The sequence below is a fragment of the Desulfobulbus sp. genome (assembly GCF_031547805.1).
Taxonomy (GTDB): domain Bacteria; phylum Desulfobacterota; class Desulfobulbia; order Desulfobulbales; family Desulfobulbaceae; genus Desulfobulbus.
On record NZ_JAVBRQ010000003.1, the window covers coordinates 54,366 to 75,884 of the forward strand.

The window sequence follows — 21,519 nt, forward strand, 5'->3', positions numbered from 1 at the left end:
CCAAGCGATGGCGGCATGGGGCGGCCCGTGCAATCGTATCGTTGTTATTTGATTACACATGCCCCAGGTGGTAGGATCGACGACGGCAGGATTCAAGACCGGAACACGAATGAACGGCCCAACCGGAGGTGCGCTTTCATTGCAATTCCCATCGCGGCGATCATGCCGCTTCCATTGGCGGTCAGCCTCGTATACGCGGTGAGCCACCCGATAGCTCGCCGGAAAAGAGCGCCGTTCGCGAAAAAAGGCAGCGCCGCATATGTCTTTCTGCGTCTGGCGGTCGTCGTGCTCGGCTTGCCGCTTTTTCTCGTCGGGGGCAGTGCCCCGCCACTGACCCTGCTCAGTTTCACCTGCATGCCGTCCCTGTCCGTGCCGGTGGCGACCGTGGAACTGGCCCTCCTGCCTTTCACCATCGGCGCGATCATCCATTGCGGCCTGCGCCTCCTGTTCCGGCTGAGGCGCGGCACCATGGGGCACTATCTCGATTATGGCGTCACAACCTATTATGTCTCCACGACTATTGTAGCAGTCTACGGATTCTTGTTGGCAATGGCGGTCGCCCTGTGAGGGACGAACGGCTGAAACCTACCCGGCACCAACTCTTCCGCCCGCAAAACCACGGCCGGCCATATCGTCACAACCAAACCACCTCCACCGCTTGCCCCCGTTTGCCGCTTCCGGCACCCCGCAGACCCTTCACGCCAAATCGTTTTGCTCCGCCTTCAAATACTCCGCCGCGTAGCGCCGGGGAATGTCGGCGGCGAGGAACAGTTCGAACAGGTGCGGGTCGATGTGATTATTCCGCTTGAACGTCTCCATGATCTCCAGGGATTCGCGGAGCGTCTTGGAGGTCTTGTACGGCCGGTCCCAGGCGGTGAGGGCCTCGAAGATGTCGGCGATGGCCATCATGCGTGCCTCCCAACTCATTTCCTCGCGTTTCAGCCGTCGGGGGTAGCCTTGGCCGTCCATGGTTTCGTGGTGCGCGCCGGCGATCTCCGGGACCTTGCGCAGATGCTTCGGCAGGGGCAGATCCTCCAGCATCATGATGGTGCGGGTGATGTGGTCGTTTATTTTGTAGCGTTCCTCGGGGGTCAGAGTCCCCCGGCGTATGCTGAGATTATACAGTTCCCCCCGATTGTAGAGCGCCTCGGGGACATCCAACCGGAAACCCCAGGGATTGTCGTCGGGTAGCCGGTCCTTCTCGCCCCGGGGAATGATATGTTCGGGTTGATCCGCGAGCAGCGCCTCCAAGACCGGCGGAGCAGGCGCGTCCGCACGGTCCATACGCGCCAGTTCGTCGCGGGAGACTCCCAGCCGTTTGTCCAGGGTCCGCCACCAAGTGCGTTGGCCGATGATCACAAGACGTTCCAAGGCCGTATCGTCCATATATTCGCCGCCAAGGTTACAGGCAGCCACAAAAGCGAACTCATCGTTCAATTCCGCCAGAGTTTTGGTCAGTTTTCGCTGCTCCTCTCCGGAATCGGCACCTTCCAGCCGGGCCTTGAGACTGGCGATTTCAGCGTCGCGTTTGAGCACTTCGAATCGGGTGCGGATTTCGTGGATACGGTCGTAGAAAGTCTCCAATTTGGTGGCCTTGTCCATGACGTATTCGGGCGTGGTAACCTTGCCGCAGTCGTGGAGCCAGGCAGCCAGCCGGGCCTCTTCCAGGCCGGCGTCGTCCAGGCGGAAATCCTTGAGCGGGCCGGCGTCGGTTTCATGGGCCGCCTCCAGAAGCATCTGGAAAATAACCGGCACCCGAGCGCAGTGGCCGCCGGTGTAGGGCGACTTGGTATCGATGGCCCCGGCCAGAATGCGGATGAGCGCATCCCGCAAATCGTATTGGCTTTTGATCAGGGCCTGGGTCTCCAGTACCACGGCGGCAGCGGCCACGATGGTTTCCATGAAGCCGATTTGGTCGGTGCCGAGGTCGTGCTCCCCCGATCCTCCGCGTCTCAGAAGAATCAGACCGCCCAGAAGCTCTCCCATGCGATCGTGCAAGGGCATGCCGATCAGCTTGAGCCAGTTCGTATCGGGATGGTCGGCAAAGCCCGGAGCCACCGACTCCAGGCCGGCCCTGGGATCGTCGCGGCCGATGCGGTCCAGCACGCTCCGGCCTTCGTTCAGGGCGCGGGATATCGCGTAGGGCGTCCGGAGGAGCGGCTCGGGCATGGCCGTAGCCCGGACCGTGCCGTCATCCCAACAGAACCAACCCTTTTCGAGGGAGGTTTTCGATTCGTTCATGATCAGCAAAACCCCGCCGTCGGTCCTGGTTATGTTCATGATCTCCTTCAGCACCCGGCCCGGCAGGGTCTCGAAGTCGCGGTCGCTGCCGATCATGCCGATGACGGAAAGGATTTTCCGCTGATTTTTCCGCATGAACTCCACGTTCCGCATCAGATTGTCGATTTCCGTGACCAGCGACAGTCGAGTCTTGGTTCTTCTCGGGCCCATGTTGAGCGGATCACGCGTCCGTTCGGCCATAATCCGCAGGGGAGTGCTCACGTACCGGGCCATCAGCCAAACTACCGGCACGACCAACAGCAACAGGCTGCCCATGCCCAGCATGGCGTACCGTATGAAACGGCCGGTCATGACGAACATCTCGTCCCGGGGAATAGCCAGGACCATGAAGTCACCGGACTGGTTCGGATCGTTGTCCAATTCCTCCAGGACTAACAGCCAGTCCCGTCCCGCCTCCTGGACCCGCAGCCCCGTGCTCTTGGCCCCGGTTTCCACGCGTAACCCGGTGGTGCGCAATCCCTGTCGATATTTCTCCATCCCCAGGCGGAGAATCGGAGCCATATTGTCCAGACTGCGCAGACTCAATTGGCCGTCCTCTTGCAAAATGAATCCCTGGTCGATAGCAAGGAGGCGTTCGTCGGCTTGAAACAGGGCCAAATGCGATCCCGGCGTCGGAAGCTCGCCGGCTACCAGGCCGGACAGGTCCTCAAGGCGGATACCCAGCGCAACCACGGCGCGGCCGTCAAGGCTCTTCCGGGCCATGACCATGCTGACACTCTGGCGGCTTAAGACAATCTGCGGCGCGGTTTCTATCACTCCGTCGGCTTGCAGGGCGGCCCGGTACCAGGCGCGCTCCACCGCGACAAGGTAGCCGAGGCCGTTTTCATCCTCTCGACTGGACAGCAGCCGCAATTGGGGATCGTAGAAATAGTACGTGCTGACGAGGCGATCTTCGGTACCCCGAACCTCCAGGACCATCAAGGCGGTCTCCGGCGGCCCGCTGAAAAAAAGACGTTCCCGTTCGCTTTCCAGCAGCTTGGCCACGAAGATCTCGCCATTGTCATAGCTGACGATGATACTACCGAAGACGCTGTTGGACCGCAGAATCTCCCGTATCAGGGGCAGGAACCGAACCCGTTCTTCCGGCGAGCGGGCCATGGGCAGCACGCCTCTGCTGGAGGCGGCCAGAAAATTGAGGGCCGGGCGGCGTATCCCGTTGTTGATATCGCGTTTGATGTCGCGGCCGATGTCGTCGACCCGCCTTTCCACGGCCACCTCCAGCGTTTGGGTCATCATGCGGTATCCCAGTCCGGCCAGCAGCACACCGGCGATCAGCAGCAGAGTGGCGGCGATCAGGCTGAAATATCCTTGCAGGCCGAAAAAAACACGCGGATTAAAATGGAGTTTGCCGCCATCACGTAGGCGTCTATCGGCCATGATTCACCTCGCCAGCCGCCACAATTGCTTCGATAAGGAATATGCCCATCAACGCTTTCCTGTTCGCATTGCAGCCATTTTTCACTTTACGACCTCGCGACACCAAGAATAACACTTTGTTTTCATTAACTATAATTCAACGGCGAATCAAACGGTACACTGTTTTCACCGAAGTCATAACAAATCTCTTTCAGGAATTCCTACCATAAACCCTGTCATTTGTGGATGAAAATGGCATGATTTTTATTAGTAAAAACACGTATCGCAACCGTGTCGAACGACGCTGGTGTAATACACCCAAGGTATGAACCCAAAACGGGATAAGATGGGTTTATACGGGTTTAAAAGGGATCAGATTGAATTGATTATGAATTTTGAAAATTTTCGAAGAAAAATCGAAAGTGGTACCAAAATCAGGAAATCGGGGAAAAATCCGAGAAATGACACGCAAGGTCTGAACCCAACGCGCAAGGTTTGAATCCGTTTTATGTCCGACAACGTCACGTTGTGACGAACCGAAAAAAATGAGGGCGGCGCCGATCAGCGCCACCCTCACCCTCCCAAGCCGTCTTTTTCTCCAAGACGGTACCCTCCCCTCACATACAGCTCTAACGCCGCGCTAACCAAGGATTTCACGAGATCGGGAATGTCCGCCGGGGGAACGATGACCTGGCCTTCCAGGTCAGCGATAGGCGCATTGTGCCGGATAGTAATATAACCACCAGCGTCTTCGGTGCCCTCGTATACCAGCAGATCGAGGTGTTCGGTGGCCTTAACCGTTCGTACCAATCTATCCATTCGGGGACTCGCAAGGGTGAAGGAAAGGGTGAAATTGGTTTTAGCAGCGGTTTAAAAGGTCATGTGCCTGTTGTTTCGGAATTAACACAGAGAGCACTTGTACCACAAAAAAACCGGCAAGGGTGAAATGAATTTCAGAAAAAATGGCTCCACATTGTAGTATATCAGAAAACTACGTATATCACGCAACCTTCCTTCCGGAGGATGGTGCCTCGTGACGGGCTTTGTCACTCTCCTCCTGTTGCTTTTTCAGTTCGATCACATAGCGCTTCAGGTCATCCATTTCGGCCAATTTAGCTTCGACCTCCTGCATCCGCTTCTCCACCTCAATGGCGTGGGAGAAATATCGAATATTGCGCTCCAGGGCATCAAAGGCGACTGGATTGCCGCTGGTCAGCACCTTCCTTGCGCCATCAAGCAGCTCTGCTATCTCAGGCGGGTCATCAGTTTGAATAGCAGAGTTTTGCTGATCATCGGATAGGTACCGCTCACCGACCCCATTAACCAGCCAATTCAGATTAACGTTATACGTTTTACAAATGTTTGACAGGGCATCTGCTTTTGGAAGTCGGCCCTTCAAGTAATTGTAAAATGTAACCGAAATAATATTCGCAACTTCAGCGAATTGCTTCGCATTACCGGCGCACAGATCGTCGACAAGGAGTTGAAGCCGATCGGATATTAAAACATTTGTTTGTTTTTCAGTTGACACAACAAACGTTTGTTTGTACAGGTTGTCATATAAAGGACGTGTTTCCGGCATCCTACCCGAGGGGGGGGGAATGTTCAATGTCCGGGAAAAAAAAAGAACAGACAGTGGGGGTGGGGTATGGCGGACGGTGGAAGAAAAAGCGCAAGCTTTTCCGGTTCAGGTAATTTTCTGAGCCTCCATGATGATGAGATCGTCTAGAGATTTTTTAGAGGTACTGAATTTTTCGGTGGAATCTCCCAGTTCTTCCTGAGTGATGTTTTTGGGATGCATCATGAGTTGATAGAAAGCATAGGTCGAATTGAGCAATGTCTTTGCCTCTTCCTGCATTGAAGGAAAGTACAGCAATGAAAGCACATAAACGCGGCGAGCCTCGCTTGACAAAGCAACAGGCTGATTTTGTCCGTTTGATGATACGCGGCGAGCATCCTTCTCAGAAACAGCCTTCGTCAACTCATCAAACCACTCCGTTGTCTTGTGAAGATTGTCCGCCAGTTCTTCAAGCTTTGTCCGCAATAGCGCGGTTCGTTCGTTGCTTCTATCGAACAATGTCCGGACGATGTTGCCCAACTGCGAAACAGCGACGCCGGAGAGAGCGGCACCCGCAGCAATGAGTGACGTTGCGACCTCTTTTTCCATGATTTCCTCCTTGTGTGAAATGGCTCCTTGTCTGGATTGTTCCGTCCATCAAAGTAGCACAAGGAGGAATTTTTACCAGAACAACAGGCCAATTGAATGAGTGAAATCAGGATGCCGGACCTTGTGTGGCGGTGGGGGAATGCCGCCACACAGGGCAAAAAACCACTGAGAATTGAACTGTATAAAGCTGAGCAGTGGCGGCACAGCTGGAACCCACACAAACGGACCATGCACCCTCACCCACCGCTGCGCACTCGAGAATACTGGAGCCAGTATTACCGGCTGCGTGTCGATGGTCGATGGTTCGGCAGGTCGAACTACAAATACACCTTTTTCACGCTGGAACAGGCCGTGAAACTTGCGGAACTACTGCACAAAAGGGAGCCATAATGGTCACCCAGCTTGGCCTTTTCACCTCCATCCCGACACTCAACGTGTTGCGGGACCTGAAGGTCGCTATGGCCAAGGCAGCCAAGGAAACCGGTTTATCCCGTGAGGAGCTGTGCGACCGGATCAACCACTTGGCCGACCGTTATGGGGTTCGGCTGGTGAAAGGAACCGGCCACAAGTTGACGCTGGATACCTTGGAGAAGTGGTTGAATCCCGAAGATCAGGAACGGGTAATCCCAGTCAAGGCTATGTCGGTGTTTTGCTCTGCCGTGAATAGCCTGGACCCCATACAAGCAATAGTTGCCCCTTTGGGCGGCCGGGTGATTGACGCGCAGCAAGACAAACTGCTGCGCATTGCCGAGCTGGATCAGGAAGTAAAGCGGAAACAGGCGATGATGAAGAAGCTGAAAGCTGAAATTGGAGGATGAGATTTGAAAGAAAGGAATGTCACATCCTTAAAGGTTTGGATGCTGCGCAAGAGATTGCGGGAGTGTGACATTGTCCGGGAGACCGGAGAAGAGCAGAGCTATGTCAATAAAACTCTGCGAGGAATACGGCACAACCGGAAGGTTCTGCAGTACCTGCTGAACAAGGGGTGCCCGGCCAAATACTTGGCCCTGCCCGAAGACATGACGGAGACGCAACAATGATGACCAATGAAGAGTTCGCCAGGCAACAACTGGCCCGGCAGGCCAAGGCCATGCGGGAGCTGATCGAGCCGCTCAAACAGGAATCTACCAACCAATCCCCCATAAAGGACTCTGACAATGCACCCGCTGCTGAATAATCCCGAACAACCTCTGTCGCAGAGAGAAGAGAAGCTGCTGGCCGAACTGGAGGCCGTGATCGACGCCCAGATGAAAGGGTTTGTCCCGGTCGGCCTGGCACTAAAAGAGATCCGGGAGCAGCGCCTCTACCGGATTAACTATCCGGTTTTCGAGGATTACTTGCTGCGCGAATGGGATATGACAAAGCAACACGGATACAGGCTGATAGAGGCCGCAGACGTGTATGTAAATCTGAAAGGACTCCTGGGGGAGACCTTGCCCAACCAAGGGTCACAGGATGAAAAAGTAACCAATTGGTTACTTTCCGAAAAAGTGAACCATGGTACACAAACCACCGAAACCCTCCTCCCCAAAAACGAGGCCCAAGCCCGGCCTCTCACCCTCTTCACTCCTGAAAAACAACGCGAGATCTGGCTGCGGGTATTGGACAAGGCCAGCGTCACGGGAGCGAAAATCACCGCCAGCTTCATTATCCAGGTGATCCTGGATATCGAACGCAAGACGACTGACGACCAGATCAAGAAACATGCCGATCGCGCCAACAAGACGGTGGAGCTGCCACCCCTGGTGAAGACCACCTACATGGCCCTGCTGCAGGTGGTGCAGGACCAGAACGGCGAGGATTGGCAGGCGGTCGGGAAGAGAACCATCATCGACTTGCTCGAGGATTTGCTGGACACGCTGAAAGGCTGACGGGCGCAGGGGGAGCATCGTGAAAGGGACAGTGACCGCAAGGGAGATCGCCGAGGCAACAGGCTTGAGCAAGAGAGCCGTCCAACTCAATCTCGACGGCCTCGGCAAGGTCTTTGTGTGGAAGAAAGGGCCGACCGGGCCGGAAAAGCATTACCCCGCCACCCTGCTCCCCGAAGAATACCGCGTGGCAGTGGCCACGGCCCGCGTCGCGGCCGGATACGCCGAACCGGACGGGATTGCCGAGGCGATCGGCGCCGAAGCGGCCAGGGAAATCAAGGCCGCACGGGCCGAGGAAAAGGAACGGGACCTGATCGCCAAAGAGCAGAACCAAATGGCTTTCGACCAGCTGCCCGAACAGCGGCGCCAAGAGGCGGCGGCCCGGCACGAACTGCTCGAACTCTGCGACGGCTTCGTGCAGGCGGCCGGGTTCGGAATCCCGCGCTACGCGCAGCGGAGCAAAAAGGCGGACCAGGCGTTTGTCGCCGCCTACAATTCCGGCAAAATCAAAGTGCCTGAAAACGTGCGCCAAATCATCGGCGACACCACCAGTTATTCCACCTTGCGGCGCATTGCCGAGGCGTACAGCCGCTACGGCCTGCCCGGCCTGGCCTTTGCTTACCACAACCCGAAACGCGGCCAAACCGCCCTGACCACCGAGCAGCAGGACATGGTGATCAACGCCATGTGCCTGAACCCGAACACCAGCTCGGTCAACATCCGCAGAATCCTGATAGGCAAGTTCGGCCGGGAGATCCCCTCATCAGCGGCGATCGGCAGGTTCCGGGCCAATTGGATCAAGAACAACGAGAACCTGTGGCTGTACTACACCAACCCGGACGAATGGAAGAACAAGAAAGCGCTCTCGTTCGGTTCGGCCAGTGAGCGGGTCGAACGGTTGAACCAGCTGTGGGAGGCCGATTCGACGCCCGCCGATGTGATGCTGGCCGACGGCAGGCACTCGATTATCGGGGTGATCGACGTGTACACCCGGCGGTTGCGGTTTTTGGTCTCCAAGACCTCGAAAGCGGCGTCGGTGGTTGCCTTGCTGCGGCACTGCATCATCGAATGGGGCGTGCCCGAGACATTGAAAATCGACAACGGCCAGGATTACCGGTCAGCCCATGTGGCCAGGGTGTTAGACAGCCTGGAGGTCGAACGGGAATATTGCACGCCATTCCAGGGTCAGGAAAAACCGCATATCGAGCGGGCATTCCGGACCTTTTTGCATGGCCTGGTGGAACTGATGCCGAACTTTATCGGCCACAACGTACCGGAACGCAAGGCCATAGAAGCCAGACGCAGCTTTGCCGACCGGGTGATGAACAAGGACAGCGCCCCGGTCGAGGTGAACATGACCGCCGAGGCGCTGCAGAAGTTTTGCAACGAGTGGACCGAGTTCGTCTACCAGCACGATCCGCACAGCGGCCTGGACGGCAAGAAGCCGATCGACATGGTGCGGAGCTGGCAGCACCCCATCCGCAGGATCACCTCGGATCTGCGGGTGCTGGACATGCTGTTGATGCCGGCGCCGAAAGACGGGGGCAGAAGAACCATCCAGAAGAAGGGCATCGATGTCGAGGGCCGTTTCTACAAGTCGGATGCGTTCGCGGAGCACGTCGGCAAGAAGGCGCTGGTCCTGCTCGATCCGGCCGACATGGGCACGGCCTTCGTCTACCTCTACGGCGAGCGAGGCGAACGGTCGTTCCTCTGCGCGGCGATCGATCCCCAATGGTACGGCATCGATTCGGCCCGGTTCGCCACTGCATCCAGGAAGCATCAAGACAAAATCATGCGGGAAGAGGTCAAAAAACTCCGCAAGGCGGTCAAGCAAGAGGCGACCAGGGAAGCGTACAAGGAGTACGTGAACTTCCGCAAATCCGAAGTGGCCGGCTTGATCGAGTTCCCGCGCAAGGCGGAAGAATACACCACGCCCATGCTGGCCGAGGCGGCCAAGGCGGTGGCGGCGGTCGACCGGACGCGGGGACGGCAAGACGAGATGGCGCAGAAACTGCGGGATGTCGAGATCGTGTTGACCGAACCGGCTCCGCCAACGCCGGCCAAGGAACAGAAAGTGGTCAAGCTGATCACCTGCAAGTCCGACCGTTACCTGGACATTTTGACCTCGGTACGCAAGGAGCGCCGACCGCTGACCAAGTGGGAATACGATTTCCTGACCGATTTCTACACCAACGACGCCACCGGCAAGGGGTACCTGCTGCTGGAGGGAGATCTGCGGGAAAAATACGGAGTCGCCGGGGCAGACATCGCCGAGGGCTGATGGAAAAAGGAGGGCCGGAACTGCGCCAACAGTCCCGGCCCAAGGGATGAAGCTCTAAATGTGGAGGAAAAATAACCAATGATCGACGCTTTTGCAATGACGCAAAACGTGCGGCGGTTCATGGCCGGCCTGGAGGTGCTGCGGCGCCCCGTCAAGGGGCGGATCGGCATCATGCTGGTGTATGGACCCTACGGGACCGGCAAGACCGAAATCGGCGACTGGTACTACACCAATCACGCCATCCCCTATGTTCGGGCCACGGACGGCACCACTCGCCGCGAATTGCTGGCCAACATCGTCTCGGCCCTCGAAGAGGCCCCAAAATACCGATCGGCCGACATCTTCGAGCAGCTACTGAGCATCCTCGACGAGCAGTCGAAACCGATCATCATCGACGAGACCGACTACCTGGTTGACAGCGGCATCATTGAGACGGTGCGCGACATCAGCGACATGACCAACGCACCGATCATCCTGATGGGGATGGATGACCTGGAGAAGAAACTCAAGAATTACCCGCACCTGATCGACCGGATCACGGTCAGGGTTCGATTCGAGCTGTTTAGCCAGGTCGAGATCGCCAATTATGCGGGCCAGGTGTGCGAGACAACTTTGTCCGATGACGCGATCGCCTTCATTCACCTGCACGGCAAAGGGCGCCTGCGGATGACCACCACCTGGTTGGAACGGGCCGAACGGATCGCCGGGCTCAATCGCCTGGAAGAGGTGTCGGCGGCCCATCTGGAGGCATACCTGGAGAAGGAGCGGCAAGGATGACCGTGCTCGACCCTGTTGTCCTGTATCTGCTCACCTGCGGACGCAAAAAGGTGACCCTGGATCAGGTGACCGCCGGGGTTGAGCTTGAGCGCAAGCCGGTGCTGCGGGTTTTGGACAAGCTGGCCTGCGAAGGGTACCTGCAGGAGATCGCGGATAACAAGAAGGCCAAGAGATACGCCGAGCCGGGGCCTCATATTCAGAACCCGACCTGGGAGGTCGTCCGCGATCTGACGGATCGTCCTACCAAAAGGCCGAAAAAAGACACCGGCCGCGACAGGATCTGGCGGGCCATCAAGCGGTTGCAAAGAGGATTCACCCGATCGGATCTGGTCCGGTTGACGGGAGCGTCCAGGGGAAGCGTTGACGATTACACCAAGCTGCTGGTGCGGGATGGGTACATCAGGGTTGTGGGCCTGACCGGCCGGCAGCTGCGGTACAACCTGGCTTCCGACGAGTTGAAGCGGCCGAAAATCAAGGAACAAGCGGTGAAAGATTCCGCTGGAGGCATGTCCATGGAAAATGGATGGCTGCAAATATTGCGACAACGGACCGAGATAGTCGGCCGTGCCGAGGTGGCAAGGGAAATGGCTGTCTCCCCGGCGACCATATCGCTCCTGCTCTCCGGGAAGTACCCGGCCAGCACCGAGCAGATGCAGGCGCGGGTGATGAAGATCTATGGCCGTGACGGCAAGGTTTCGTGCCCGGTCCTGGGCGAAATCGAACCGGGAAAATGCGCCGAGCTGTGGAACAAGGCGAAGACGCTGGGGGTAAAGGGAAGCAATGCCAGCATGATCCGCCAGCGGAAAGCGTGTTTGAAGTGCAAGTTAAGGAGCAGTTAACGGACTTTAACAATGGAGGCGGCATGAAAAAAGGATTGAGCGGGATGGGACGCAGCGGAATAGGCGATCACGCCGAGGTCAACAAAAGGTTGCGGGCCGTCAAGATTTGCCCGGTGACCAACGGCCTACCCACCACCATGACCCTGGAGGGGTTCCAGGCGGCCTGCGAGAAGTGTCGGGAGCAGGACCGGGCGGGGTGGGATGAGCAGCACCACTATAAACACACCTGGTGCGACACCTGCCAGGGGAAGAAGCGGCCGCGAGAGCTGCGGATCGAGAGCCTGGCGAAGTTGGCCGGCAAAAGGAAGATGGCAAAAAGACGGCCGAAGAAGGTGGCAGCCTCCTTCGGCCAGAGCAGAGCCTAGAAACCTCAACCCTAAAAAGGCTCCATCTTCAGGGTACACCCTGCAAGCCGGAGCCGCAAGCAAAGGAGATACACATGACCAGCATCGAACGAGTAGCAACCCTGGAAAAATTGGACGGCATAGTAAAAACGGCCAGTCACCTGAAAGCATCGCTTGCCGGCCAGGAGCCTGACGTCCAAGCCGCACTGAATCAGATATGGGACGTGACGCAACAGCTCCAACGAAAAATGTGCAACCAAGCCGCACTTGAGGCGTGCCGGCAGGACGTGCTTGACCAGTTGATCCGAGCGGGAGAGTTAATCAGCGAGTGTGGACCTGATCTGGATGATCACCAGCGGGCCAGCATCGGCTACGCCGGCGAGCTGGTATTCGATAAAGTCAGGAAATTCCTGCGCATGAACGATTATGCCGCCCAGATGGGCGTAGGCGAATCTGTTACCGGAGAGGCAGCATGAGCACCGAAAACATCCCCGAAGGATACATGCGCAACGCGCTTGGCCACCTGGTACCGGTCGAGCAGATCGAGGAAGTGGATTTGATGCGAGACGAGTTCGTCCTGCGGGCCGTACAAATGGCCCGGGAAAAAGAAGACGAACTGGCTGACTTCAAAGATCGAATCAGTGGGGATATGGATGCCTTCCTCGACCTTTCCGCCGAGAAATACGGCGTCAAGATGGGCGGCGCCAAGGGCAATATCACGCTGACCAGTTTTGACGGCCGCTTCCGGGTAACCCGCGACGTTGCCGAGCGGATCGAGTTCGACGAACGGCTCCAGGCGGCCAAGCTGCTGATCGATCGGTGCCTGCGGGAGTGGACAAAAGATTCCAACCCCAATGTCCGGGCGGTGATCGACGATGCTTTTCAGGTGGACAAAAAAGGGAAAATCAACACCAAGCGCATCCTGGCCCTGCGCAAGCTGAAGATCGAGCACTCTATCTGGCAGCAGGCCATGGATGCCATCGGCGCCGCCATCACCATCACCGGATCGTGCGTGTACCACCGGTTTTACGAACGCGACGAGCAGGGCCGTTATCAACAGATTTGTCTCGATTTTTCAGGGGTGTGAGATGAGCACGTTGGAACAGTTAAAACAATCGCGAGACAGTCTGCGCAAAAGATTCACATCCTGCATCTGCGCCGGATGCGGAGAAGAGATCGCACCCGATTACTGGCAGCCGCCGGAAACCAGTTTATGCCCGGACTGCGAGGACAGTATCAGGCTGGGTGAGATGTCATGGGCATACAGCCCGAGGGAGGGGCAATGAAATACTACGCTGAAGGCTATTTAACTGTGCATGTTGAGACAGAGTTCATCGTCGCCGATGGGCAGGATGCCGAGATAAAAGCCAAAGAGGCGCTCCGATCAGCCTGGCTACCATGCGATATACGCAGCGCGCAAGTGGAGGTGTTCAATCTCGAGGAGATCGAAGAATAACACAGCGAAACCCCGGCCGGGCCGGGGTCATTCGGAGGTGGTGCTCCGGATCTGATGAGCAGCCAAAACAGGAGGAAACATGAAAATAGCAATCACGTTTCAGGGCAAGACAACCACCATAGAGGATCTGGCGCGTGATCACGGCTTAAGCCGTGGTACCCTTTATCATCGATGGACAAAGGAAGGGCGGCCTAGCTGCATCCCGGAAACGCTACTCGCCCGGCCTGTTCATTCAGGCGGTCGGCGGCGAAGCAGGTTGGACGGACCCATGAAAACATATAGGACCGTGCTCGCCTATTCCGATCCCGACTTTTTGCCGCACATACCGCTCGGGGATCTGGCCCACCTGTCCGCCACGGAAAATACCGGCGCCGCCAGGAATACTTGCGAGTTTTAAAATGCCGCCAACTGACGGGAAATGCGTGATCTGTGGGTATCGTGCTCCGGTATCCAGCTTTATCAGCGCTGCTGGAAATGGGGAATTGTTGCCGGAATACATCAAACTGCCGCAAGTGGTCCAGCAACCGTTTTACAAATATCTTGCCCTATTCCGCCCAAAAAGCGGCTGTACGTGCTCGGACTCCAAAATCATCAGGCTGACACGGGAGATGGTGGAGTTGGTAGCCAAGGGGTATGTGGCGCAGCAAGGCAAGATCGACCGTCCCTGCCCGCCATCGCTGTGGGCCATGGGCATGGAGCGGATGATGGAGCAAGCAGCCACGTTGACGCTACCGATGAAAAACCACAACTACCTGCGGACCATCGTCTACCAGTTGGCCGATCAGGCCGACGCTCGTCAGGAACAAGCTCACCGCCAGGCCGAGGTTGACGGTACCCAGCGGGTGATCAGGCAAGCGGCCAATCCCGAGGGGATGAGCGAAATCATGCGCAAAGTTTTAGCGCAAGAGCAAGGAGGTGACCATGGCGCTGCCCAGAAAGATGATATCTAAAATCAAAGTGGCCCAAGGACAGCTTGGGCTTTCCGATGCCGAATATCGGAAGATCCTCCGCGAAAAGTTCCGGAAAAAGTCCTGTACAGAATTGTCGCTTGTCCAAGCCAACCAGCTGATCCGCATTTTTCAGAGTATGGGATGGGAGCCACAGGGCTGGTTGCCAGGAGTGAGCCAAGGGATACAAGACGACAGGCAATCGAAAAAGATCCAGGCCCTGTGGATCACCCTGCATCAGGCGGGTGTGATCAGGGACGGCTCGGACAAGGCCCTCATGAGCTTTTGCAAGCGGATGACCAAAACCGCAGATCATCCCGGCAAGGATCATCTGCGGTTTTGTATCCCGGCTGAGAGATCGGTAATCATCGAAACCTTGAAAAGCATGGCCAAACGCGAGGGCGTGGATGTTGGATAATCAGCTCACCGGATTGCCCGAGCAGTACCGGCCGCCGATCGACGAGCTGCCCGGCCACATGCAGGTGATCGCCAGGGCCATGGAAATGGACTTTCCCGGTCTCGGTGTGCTGATCACACTAGCCCTGGCGCAACGAGTAGGTGGTGGCCCCGTATACATCCACAAGATGGACAAATTGATGCTGTCATGGCGGAACGATCAAATCATAGCCATGTATGACCGTGGCGGAATAACCATCCGCGAACTGGCTTGGATGTGGCGGCTGAGCCAGTCCAGCATCGAGAAGATCCTGGCTCAGCCGTCAACCGGGCAAAAGGCCCTGGAAGAGAAGCAGTTGAGGTTATTTTGACCCTAGCGTGCATTATACTGCCGACGCCTTGGCCTCCTGTAAATCAATTCTTGCCCGATGCCCGTGTTTTTCCAGCATATGTAACAAATTCGCACCACTGAGAAGAACGAGGGGTTTGCCGTTGGCAAAAGCGTAAGAATCAGGTCCGTAATCAGAAGTTGTCACAAGTATTCCTTTTGTTGCACCTTCGTTCAAGACGGTCCCATAGAGGTCACGAACAGCACCAACTCCGACCGTATTTGTATATCGCTTGGCTTGTATAACGATCTTCCCGCCCCTGATGGGATCGGGATCGAAAGCGATGGCATCAACGCCGCCATCGCGGCTTGCTTTGGTTACTTTGACCTCTCCGCCAGAAGATGAGAATTCCCTCTCGAAAACCTCGCGGACGAGATGCTCGAAGTCTTCCCAATCCATGCTTGCCAGATTGACGCTTCCGTCGAGTGTGCTGGCGACTTCATATGCCGAAACAAAACGGCCATCTTCACGCCGAAGCGGCATAATTGGGGGAACAGGTGACAATCCATGGAGCTTGGAACTGCCGACACCTTTGAGCGCCTTGAAGCATGCCTTGGGGTCAACTTGGGCGAGGTTGATTTCAAGGAACTCGGAGTGGTTAGCTCGCAGGGAAAGCACACAAGACGTGGTCGGTTTTCCTGTCGTGCGATCGACAGCAGTGACGATACCGTTAAAGACAACCGCATCTATTGCAGATATGACATCAGCTTCGAACAACTCGTGAACAGTGCGAAGAGCAACCTGATAGAGCACGTTATCATAGAGTTTCGACAGTTGGGCGTCGTTGATATACTGTTCCTCGAACTCGTCGCGACTGGCGATGTACTTAACTCCTTTCAATCGAGGAAGGTCGTCCGGCGCAGGCAATTTGTAGTCCACGATGAGTGTTTTGGCAGCCTGGTCATAGTCGAGGTCAAACTCTTGCGGGAAACAATCCGGATAGATGGAGGAAGAAAGAACAAGGTCGCAATACTCCACGATTGCTTCCTGATCATTCGATTCGTAGGCAAGCCGTTTCGTATCGATAGCGGCATGCTCGTCGGCTTTTTTGCCGATATACGCATCGCGGCGTGCAGACCATTCCACTCTTTGTTTTTCGTGCTGTTGGCGCATTGACTCAACTGATTTTTCATGAACAACGACGGCGTCATCATGTGTTCGCTGAATATTGCCCACTGACTCCTGCCACGCTTTGAGGTCTGATTGGAACAACGCTTGTTTTTCAGATATGAGGCGATCTTTTCGTGATGAAAACAATCTATCGAGAAGGCCAAACGAAGGAATGTATTTTGATTCGAGAAAACTTGGCTTGTCCGGTATAGGCGGCAACGTGGGCTTGGGTGGCAATGATTGGAAAACAGGCTTCCTTTCTGGAAACGGAGTCTTGTCTTTAAGAGTTTCCCAATCAATGGCATCGTTTACGCTTAATGTTGCCTTCAGGATTGAAGAAAGTTCGTCCAATGCTTGTTGGGCATCGGCAGTTCGCTCGCTTGCAAGTATTTTTTGTTCAGCTTGTTGCCGTTTTTCGAGCGCTTTCTTCGAGCGATCTTGCTCGCGGGCATTAACAACAGCCCAACGCTGGTTCCATTCTTCTGCCTGTAGGTTCGCCTTTGATTCGATTATGGAACTAGAATCACCGCGAATGACTCGGTGTTTTTTTAATCCGTCGTGCCAAAGTTCGAGAAAGTAGGTTGGTATGCCGCGCGCACTATATCTCACGGATAATTGGCCAAAGCGTGTTCTCATATTGTCTTCCTTAAAATAACATACGGCAACAACGAGATATTTTGCCGTATGCTGTTGGTACTTTTAGGGTTGAGGTTTGTGAGCAAAACGTGATCAGTATCGATCGTATCACATGATTGTGGATGACTGAAGGGTGCCGGATAAAATTATTGACATAGGGGCGTTTTTAAGCAATGCTACCCGCGCAGCCGCAAAAAACGGTTGCACGGGCTTGGCAGCCCGATTCCCAAGGCGGACGCACCGCCATTCTTTTGATTCGGCGGTTTTTTTGCGTCCAGTGCATGGCGAAGCTCTCTTCTTTGGGCGGCGTTGTGCGGGAGGGGGCAACCCCTGCCGGTTCCTTGGGCCGGTCTGCCAACCCGTACAATGTCCGCCCTTTTTGCGTTTGGCAGCGCGGCAGGGTTTCAAAATCCTATCCAAGGAGGTAACGCCATGACCAGTACCACAACTTCCATTTTCCAGTTTGAGTCAAAACAGGTGCGTACCGTCATCGAAAACGGCGCGCCCTTGTTCGTCGCCGTCGACGTCGCCGGCGCCCTGGGGTACAAACGCCCGAAGAACGCTATAGCAAGACATTGCAAGGGGGCCCTGAAACGAGGCCCCCTTCAATCACCTGGAGGTATTCAAGAATTTCGATTGATACATGAGCCAGACGTCTACCGCTTGATCGTTGGTTCACAGCTTCCATCGGCGCAACGATTCGAGAAATGGATATTCGAAGAAGTCCTCCCCACTATCCGCAAAACCGGCGCCTACGCCAGCCCGGCCGCCGCACCAGCCCAGGTCTGGCACGATCCCTCCTGGCAGCAATGCGAGCGGTGCGAGCGCGACACCAAAGAGGTCATCTGGGAGATGCAGTGCCAACTGCTGGCCCGGCTGCCGCTGTGGAACAATATCCGCAAGTACCATCGGCTGGGCCTCTCCAACAAGGAGATCGCCACCCTGGTCAAGCTGAGCCAGGCCGGCCTGCGGCGGCAGATGCAAGCCATGGTCCGCTGCGGCCTGCTTTGCCCGAGGACGGAGCGCGAACGGCGCCGCATGGCCCCGGCCGACCTGTATCACAAATGGGCCTTACCGGTCCCCTACGGCATTTCGGCGCAACAGGGGCGGCAGCTGCAACTCTTCCCCATCGGCGCGATCGAGGGGAGGTAAGCCATGCACAGCGACCCCCACGCCAAGATCATCCCCATTCGGCCCGATGTGAATCCCTGCCCTCCCCAAAAGCACCGAGGCCAAGTTTCTATATGGGTGCCGAAGAGTGAATACACGCTCTTCTCCAAGGTGCTCTACGTTATCGCCACCGATAATCTCAGGGCCGGTTTCATTCGCTACTATGTGGACTATTATGCCCGGCAGGTCGAACAGAAAACAGCGGCCTTGACCAAACCTTAACGATCCATTAAACACCCAGTATCCCGGCACCGATCGGTGCCGGTTTCCCAGGGGGAGGCTATCCAGCCTCCCCTTTTTTGTTCCGTAACGTTACGGCTCTTCGACGCTCCCGCAATCAAGTACATATCCCCACAACAGGTAGTCAGCCGCCTGTTACCTCCTTTCGATGGGGGCGGGCTCACACCCCGCCCCTTTTCGAGGTTTGCAACCACCATCACCGGGGGCGAGACGGATGTCGACCTACACCACGGGCAACATGGGCCGCGTTATCGGCCCTCACCTCATTATCACATTGTTGTTGTGGCTCTACGCGGCGCCGGCGTTTGCAGTCGTCGATTTAGACAAGAACAAGGACGGCAAGGTCGACGATGAGTACCTGCCGCTCTCTATCGCTCGCAAATCCGACCTGACCGCCAAGCAAGACTTCCTGGGATACATGCCGGAAAATCCGGCTAACAAGGGCGTGGCTAACGGCTACGCCGGCCTGGATGGCACCGGTAAGGTGCCATCCAGCCAATTGCCCGCCGGCACCGGTGGTGGCGGGGTCACCAGCTACAACGATTTGACGGACAAGCCGACCATCCCCACCGCGCTGTCCCAACTGACCGACGATGCCAGCCATCGCTTGACCACTGACGCGGAAAAAGCCATCTGGTCGGGCAAACAGAATGCACTGGGGTTCACCCCGGAGGATGCAGCAAAAAGAGGCGTGGCCAACGGCTACGCCTCCCTGGGTGCCGACGGCAAGGTGCCGGCGAGCCAGTTGCCCGCCGGGACCCATGGTGGTGGCGTCCTCCAGGGCGACGGAATCTCCCTGTCAACCGATGGGACGGTGAGTATCGATGCGACATACGTACAGCGGCGGATCGGGGGCGGATGTTTACCCGGAGCGGCCATCAATAGCGTTGCGGTTGATGGATCTGTTGCATGCGAGGCGGTCGGGGGCGACTTGACCGGATCGTGGACCGGGACGGCACTCTCCGGACAAACGACCATGCATGGCGCCATCCAGGCCTTGGGCACGGCCTATGACAACGGCATCAACATTACCGCCGGCACCGGCATCACGATTACGGAGTCCGGCGGCACAGCTACGATTGGCGTGCTGAGCGGGGCATACCAGCCTGCCAGCGCCAGTTTGACCACTGCTGCCGGTATTTCGGGAGCCAGCAAGTACTACGGCACCAATGCTGTCGGCACAGTCGGTGTACATGATTTGCCCGCCGGAGGGAGTGGCGCAAGCATTACGCAGGTCGCAAGCGACCCGGTCGATCCGGTGGCGGGGAGCGTCTGGATCAACACCTCGAGCCACACTCTCAATTTTGCCGGGGTCGATGGAGTGACACGAATTTCAGGCACATTCACCCCCCGTCCTGGCTCGAACACACAGCTCCTGCGGCCCATAGCGCAAACCGGGGGCAACAATTGGATCAACAACGCCACAGGCATTGCTGACGCAAATGGCTATCAGCAGGTCGCCGATGCGGCGGACGCGACGGGCATGCGGACATATGCGGGCGATATGTCGCAGCGATTTAGCTTTCAAGAGCCGGCTTGCACGAGCACAATCAGCAAAATCACCTTGCACGCCAGAGGGGTGATGATCGGCAGTGCAGCGGTCCCCCGCAAGCTACGGCTAAACGCATATTACAACGCAACCAACCACACAAGCAGCACTGTTAGCATAGGCACGACGGTAACCGAGATCACGCAAGACTATGCGGTGGGGCCATCCGGCAGCAACTGGACTGCTCAAGAGATAGCGGGCAACAGCTTTGGCTTCCGTAGCGACCTGGATTCCGGGGCGCTGGCGCAAGGCGTCAATGAGCAAAATGTGGTGGAATTTTGGATGGTGGTGTCATGCGATTGATAGCGATTCTGTGCATTTTGGTTTTTCCGGCAGCAGCGTGGGCGTTAGCACCACGTCTCGCCTTTTCCGATCTCGATTCTGGCCCGAAAACGGGCAACACGGACGGCAAAGGCAGTGGAGCGATTGTAACGATTTGGGGCAACAACCTGGGGGCGAGCCAAGGTGCCGGCAGAGTGTATGTCGGAGAGGCCGAAGCAACGGCAATTTATTACTGGAAGAACGCAGATGGCCAACTGCCGGGTGGACCAGCCGATCTGTACACCTACCACAAAATGCAAGAGATCGCCTTTGCCATCCCGACAGGAGCCCCCGATGGGGCGACAACGATCAGGGTGCGGCACAATGGGGTGGATTCCAATACCCTGCCTTTCTTCGTGCGCCCAGGGAATATCCGCTTCATAAAAACAGGAGGAGACAACACCGGAACCGGGTTGTGGAACACCCCGTGGGCATCCCTGTCCTTTGCCGTTTCCGGCGCCAAAATTGTCCCCGGAGACATCGTCTACTCCGTGGGTGTGGGCGCCTCCTCCGAGGTCGATGTGGGCGCATCATCAAAGATCACCGGCACAGCAACGACCAAAACAGCGTTGGTTGCCTATCCTGGCACGACAGTGGCGTGTTCAACGCCCACAGAGTACGGCACAGCCACAATCCACAACAATGTTTCGGGCGGTGTTGCCAACAATTTTTGGACTTTCTCAAAACTATCGATAGACACCGGATTTACGGCACTCTCCATTTTTGGCTATGCCCGCTACATAGGGCTTGATTTGACGGGGAATTTGCCTAGTGCCAACCAGTATTCCGGTGCCATCGGCGGCAACTGCACCGAGCTGGCCGATGCTACGGCATGCAGCGGACACCGAATCCTTGGTGCCGAAATCCACGATTACGGTGATCGAACTGGGGCAAACAACTTCCACCACGTGCTGTACATCTCGAATCGATCGCCACATCAAGCGGAGGCGTACGAGATAGGGTGGTCGTATTTCCACAACAACACCGCATACCAGGGTATCCACATATACGATCAAAATCCAGGGGTGGGATGGAGAGGAACATTCAACATTCACGACAACGTAATCCACAACTTCGCTGGAAACGCCATCAATTTGAACGCGGCATATCCTGCATCGTACAATGTCTATAACAATCTGATCGTACTCGACCCGTCCTATTCGCCCCCAGGCGGGGTATATGCGCAACCGGCGGCCGCATTCAGGATCGAAGCCAACACCGCTTCTTTTAAAATTTTCAATAACACGGTGTATGGCTATGCAGCTGAAAACCAATTCCAAACGGCTGGCACAACAACTCTGCAAAACAACATCATAGTTGACACCAGAGGTGTGGCTTACGCGTCGCATGCCGCCCCGACCAAAAGCAACAA

24 protein-coding genes and 1 other RNA gene are annotated in these 21,519 nt (G+C 56.4%); 20 read left to right on the forward strand and 5 right to left on the reverse strand.

The features are described 5' to 3' along the window. Window positions 1–162 precede the first annotated feature (162 nt). On the forward strand, window positions 163–567 hold the full coding sequence (locus tag RMR13_RS01145; RefSeq protein ID WP_310598807.1) for a hypothetical protein: 405 nt from the start codon (window positions 163–165) through the stop codon (window positions 565–567). Between the two features lie 129 nt (window positions 568–696). Here the strand turns inward: RMR13_RS01145 and RMR13_RS01150 are convergent, their stop codons facing one another. From RMR13_RS01150 to RMR13_RS01165, 4 genes are all read right to left on the reverse strand, one after another. Further along, window positions 697–3,678 (reverse strand): HD domain-containing phosphohydrolase, encoded by a 2,982-nt coding sequence (locus tag RMR13_RS01150; protein WP_310598808.1) that lies wholly within the window; start codon window positions 3,676–3,678, stop codon window positions 697–699. Window positions 3,679–4,230: 552 nt separating this feature from the next. Beyond that, window positions 4,231–4,476, reverse strand: coding sequence for a hypothetical protein (locus RMR13_RS01155; RefSeq protein ID WP_310598809.1), 246 nt, complete (start codon window positions 4,474–4,476; stop codon window positions 4,231–4,233). Between the two features lie 181 nt (window positions 4,477–4,657). Beyond that, window positions 4,658–5,239 (reverse strand): hypothetical protein, encoded by a 582-nt coding sequence (locus RMR13_RS01160; RefSeq protein ID WP_310598810.1) that lies wholly within the window; start codon window positions 5,237–5,239, stop codon window positions 4,658–4,660. Between the two features lie 105 nt (window positions 5,240–5,344). Continuing rightward, window positions 5,345–5,824 (reverse strand): hypothetical protein, encoded by a 480-nt coding sequence (locus RMR13_RS01165; RefSeq protein WP_310598811.1) that lies wholly within the window; start codon window positions 5,822–5,824, stop codon window positions 5,345–5,347. 389 nt (window positions 5,825–6,213) lie between these two features. Between RMR13_RS01165 and RMR13_RS01170 the strand changes: the two genes are divergently transcribed. From RMR13_RS01170 to RMR13_RS01240, 15 genes are all read left to right on the forward strand, one after another. Then, the gene (locus RMR13_RS01170) at window positions 6,214–6,642 is read left to right on the forward strand and encodes a hypothetical protein (RefSeq protein ID WP_310598812.1); all 429 of its coding nucleotides are present in this window, start codon (window positions 6,214–6,216) and stop codon (window positions 6,640–6,642) included. Between the two features lie 218 nt (window positions 6,643–6,860). Then, on the forward strand, window positions 6,861–7,001 hold the full coding sequence (locus RMR13_RS01175; protein ID WP_310598813.1) for a hypothetical protein: 141 nt from the start codon (window positions 6,861–6,863) through the stop codon (window positions 6,999–7,001). Beyond that, window positions 6,982–7,695, forward strand: coding sequence for a hypothetical protein (locus tag RMR13_RS01180; RefSeq protein WP_310598814.1), 714 nt, complete (start codon window positions 6,982–6,984; stop codon window positions 7,693–7,695). The genes RMR13_RS01175 and RMR13_RS01180 overlap by 20 nt, the downstream gene beginning before the upstream one ends. A 19-nt stretch (window positions 7,696–7,714) precedes the next feature. Beyond that, window positions 7,715–9,973: a Mu transposase C-terminal domain-containing protein gene (locus RMR13_RS01185; protein ID WP_310598815.1), complete on the forward strand. Its 2,259-nt coding sequence runs from the start codon at window positions 7,715–7,717 to the stop codon at window positions 9,971–9,973. A gap of 78 nt (window positions 9,974–10,051) precedes the next feature. Then, a complete protein-coding gene (locus RMR13_RS01190; protein ID WP_310598816.1) occupies window positions 10,052–10,750 on the forward strand; it encodes an ATP-binding protein in 699 nt (232 codons plus the stop codon). Further along, the gene (locus tag RMR13_RS01195) at window positions 10,747–11,589 is read left to right on the forward strand and encodes a helix-turn-helix transcriptional regulator (RefSeq protein WP_310598817.1); all 843 of its coding nucleotides are present in this window, start codon (window positions 10,747–10,749) and stop codon (window positions 11,587–11,589) included. Before RMR13_RS01190 ends, RMR13_RS01195 begins: the two co-directional genes overlap by 4 nt. Before the next feature lie 23 nt (window positions 11,590–11,612). After that, window positions 11,613–11,954: a hypothetical protein gene (locus tag RMR13_RS01200; RefSeq protein WP_310598818.1), complete on the forward strand. Its 342-nt coding sequence runs from the start codon at window positions 11,613–11,615 to the stop codon at window positions 11,952–11,954. Between the two features lie 74 nt (window positions 11,955–12,028). Beyond that, complete coding sequence (locus RMR13_RS01205) at window positions 12,029–12,409, forward strand: hypothetical protein (RefSeq protein WP_310598819.1); 381 nt, start codon at window positions 12,029–12,031, stop codon at window positions 12,407–12,409. Further along, window positions 12,406–13,020 (forward strand): DUF3164 family protein, encoded by a 615-nt coding sequence (locus tag RMR13_RS01210; RefSeq protein WP_310598820.1) that lies wholly within the window; start codon window positions 12,406–12,408, stop codon window positions 13,018–13,020. The genes RMR13_RS01205 and RMR13_RS01210 overlap by 4 nt, the downstream gene beginning before the upstream one ends. A 195-nt stretch (window positions 13,021–13,215) precedes the next feature. Further along, window positions 13,216–13,389, forward strand: a complete 174-nt coding sequence (locus RMR13_RS01215; RefSeq protein WP_310598821.1) for a hypothetical protein — start codon at window positions 13,216–13,218, stop codon at window positions 13,387–13,389. 2 nt (window positions 13,390–13,391) lie between these two features. Further along, window positions 13,392–13,457: hammerhead ribozyme type II (locus tag RMR13_RS01220), an RNA gene on the forward strand. 200 nt (window positions 13,458–13,657) lie between these two features. Beyond that, window positions 13,658–13,786, forward strand: coding sequence for a hypothetical protein (locus RMR13_RS01225; RefSeq protein ID WP_310598822.1), 129 nt, complete (start codon window positions 13,658–13,660; stop codon window positions 13,784–13,786). A 211-nt stretch (window positions 13,787–13,997) separates the two neighbouring features. After that, window positions 13,998–14,339 carry a hypothetical protein gene (locus RMR13_RS01230; RefSeq protein WP_310598823.1) on the forward strand — a complete coding sequence of 114 codons (342 nt, stop codon included), beginning with the start codon at window positions 13,998–14,000 and terminating at the stop codon, window positions 14,337–14,339. After that, window positions 14,311–14,754, forward strand: coding sequence for a regulatory protein GemA (locus RMR13_RS01235; protein WP_310598824.1), 444 nt, complete (start codon window positions 14,311–14,313; stop codon window positions 14,752–14,754). The genes RMR13_RS01230 and RMR13_RS01235 overlap by 29 nt, the downstream gene beginning before the upstream one ends. Next, entirely contained in the window at window positions 14,744–15,103 is a 360-nt protein-coding gene (locus RMR13_RS01240) for a Mor transcription activator family protein (protein WP_310598825.1), read from the forward strand. Before RMR13_RS01235 ends, RMR13_RS01240 begins: the two co-directional genes overlap by 11 nt. A gap of 12 nt (window positions 15,104–15,115) precedes the next feature. Here the strand turns inward: RMR13_RS01240 and RMR13_RS01245 are convergent, their stop codons facing one another. Next, a complete protein-coding gene (locus RMR13_RS01245; protein ID WP_310598826.1) occupies window positions 15,116–16,867 on the reverse strand; it encodes a restriction endonuclease in 1,752 nt (583 codons plus the stop codon). A 432-nt stretch (window positions 16,868–17,299) separates the two neighbouring features. Between RMR13_RS01245 and RMR13_RS01250 the strand changes: the two genes are divergently transcribed. The 4 genes from RMR13_RS01250 to RMR13_RS01265 all read left to right on the forward strand — a co-directional run. Further along, window positions 17,300–18,019 (forward strand): BRO family protein, encoded by a 720-nt coding sequence (locus tag RMR13_RS01250; protein ID WP_310598827.1) that lies wholly within the window; start codon window positions 17,300–17,302, stop codon window positions 18,017–18,019. Between the two features lie 3 nt (window positions 18,020–18,022). Next, window positions 18,023–18,259 (forward strand): hypothetical protein, encoded by a 237-nt coding sequence (locus RMR13_RS01255; RefSeq protein ID WP_310598828.1) that lies wholly within the window; start codon window positions 18,023–18,025, stop codon window positions 18,257–18,259. A gap of 232 nt (window positions 18,260–18,491) precedes the next feature. Continuing rightward, a complete protein-coding gene (locus tag RMR13_RS01260) occupies window positions 18,492–20,129 on the forward strand; it encodes a hypothetical protein (RefSeq protein ID WP_310598829.1) in 1,638 nt (545 codons plus the stop codon). Then, a partial coding sequence (locus RMR13_RS01265) for a hypothetical protein (protein WP_310598830.1) occupies window positions 20,120–21,519 on the forward strand: 1,400 nt, incomplete at its 3' end. The genes RMR13_RS01260 and RMR13_RS01265, both read left to right, overlap by 10 nt.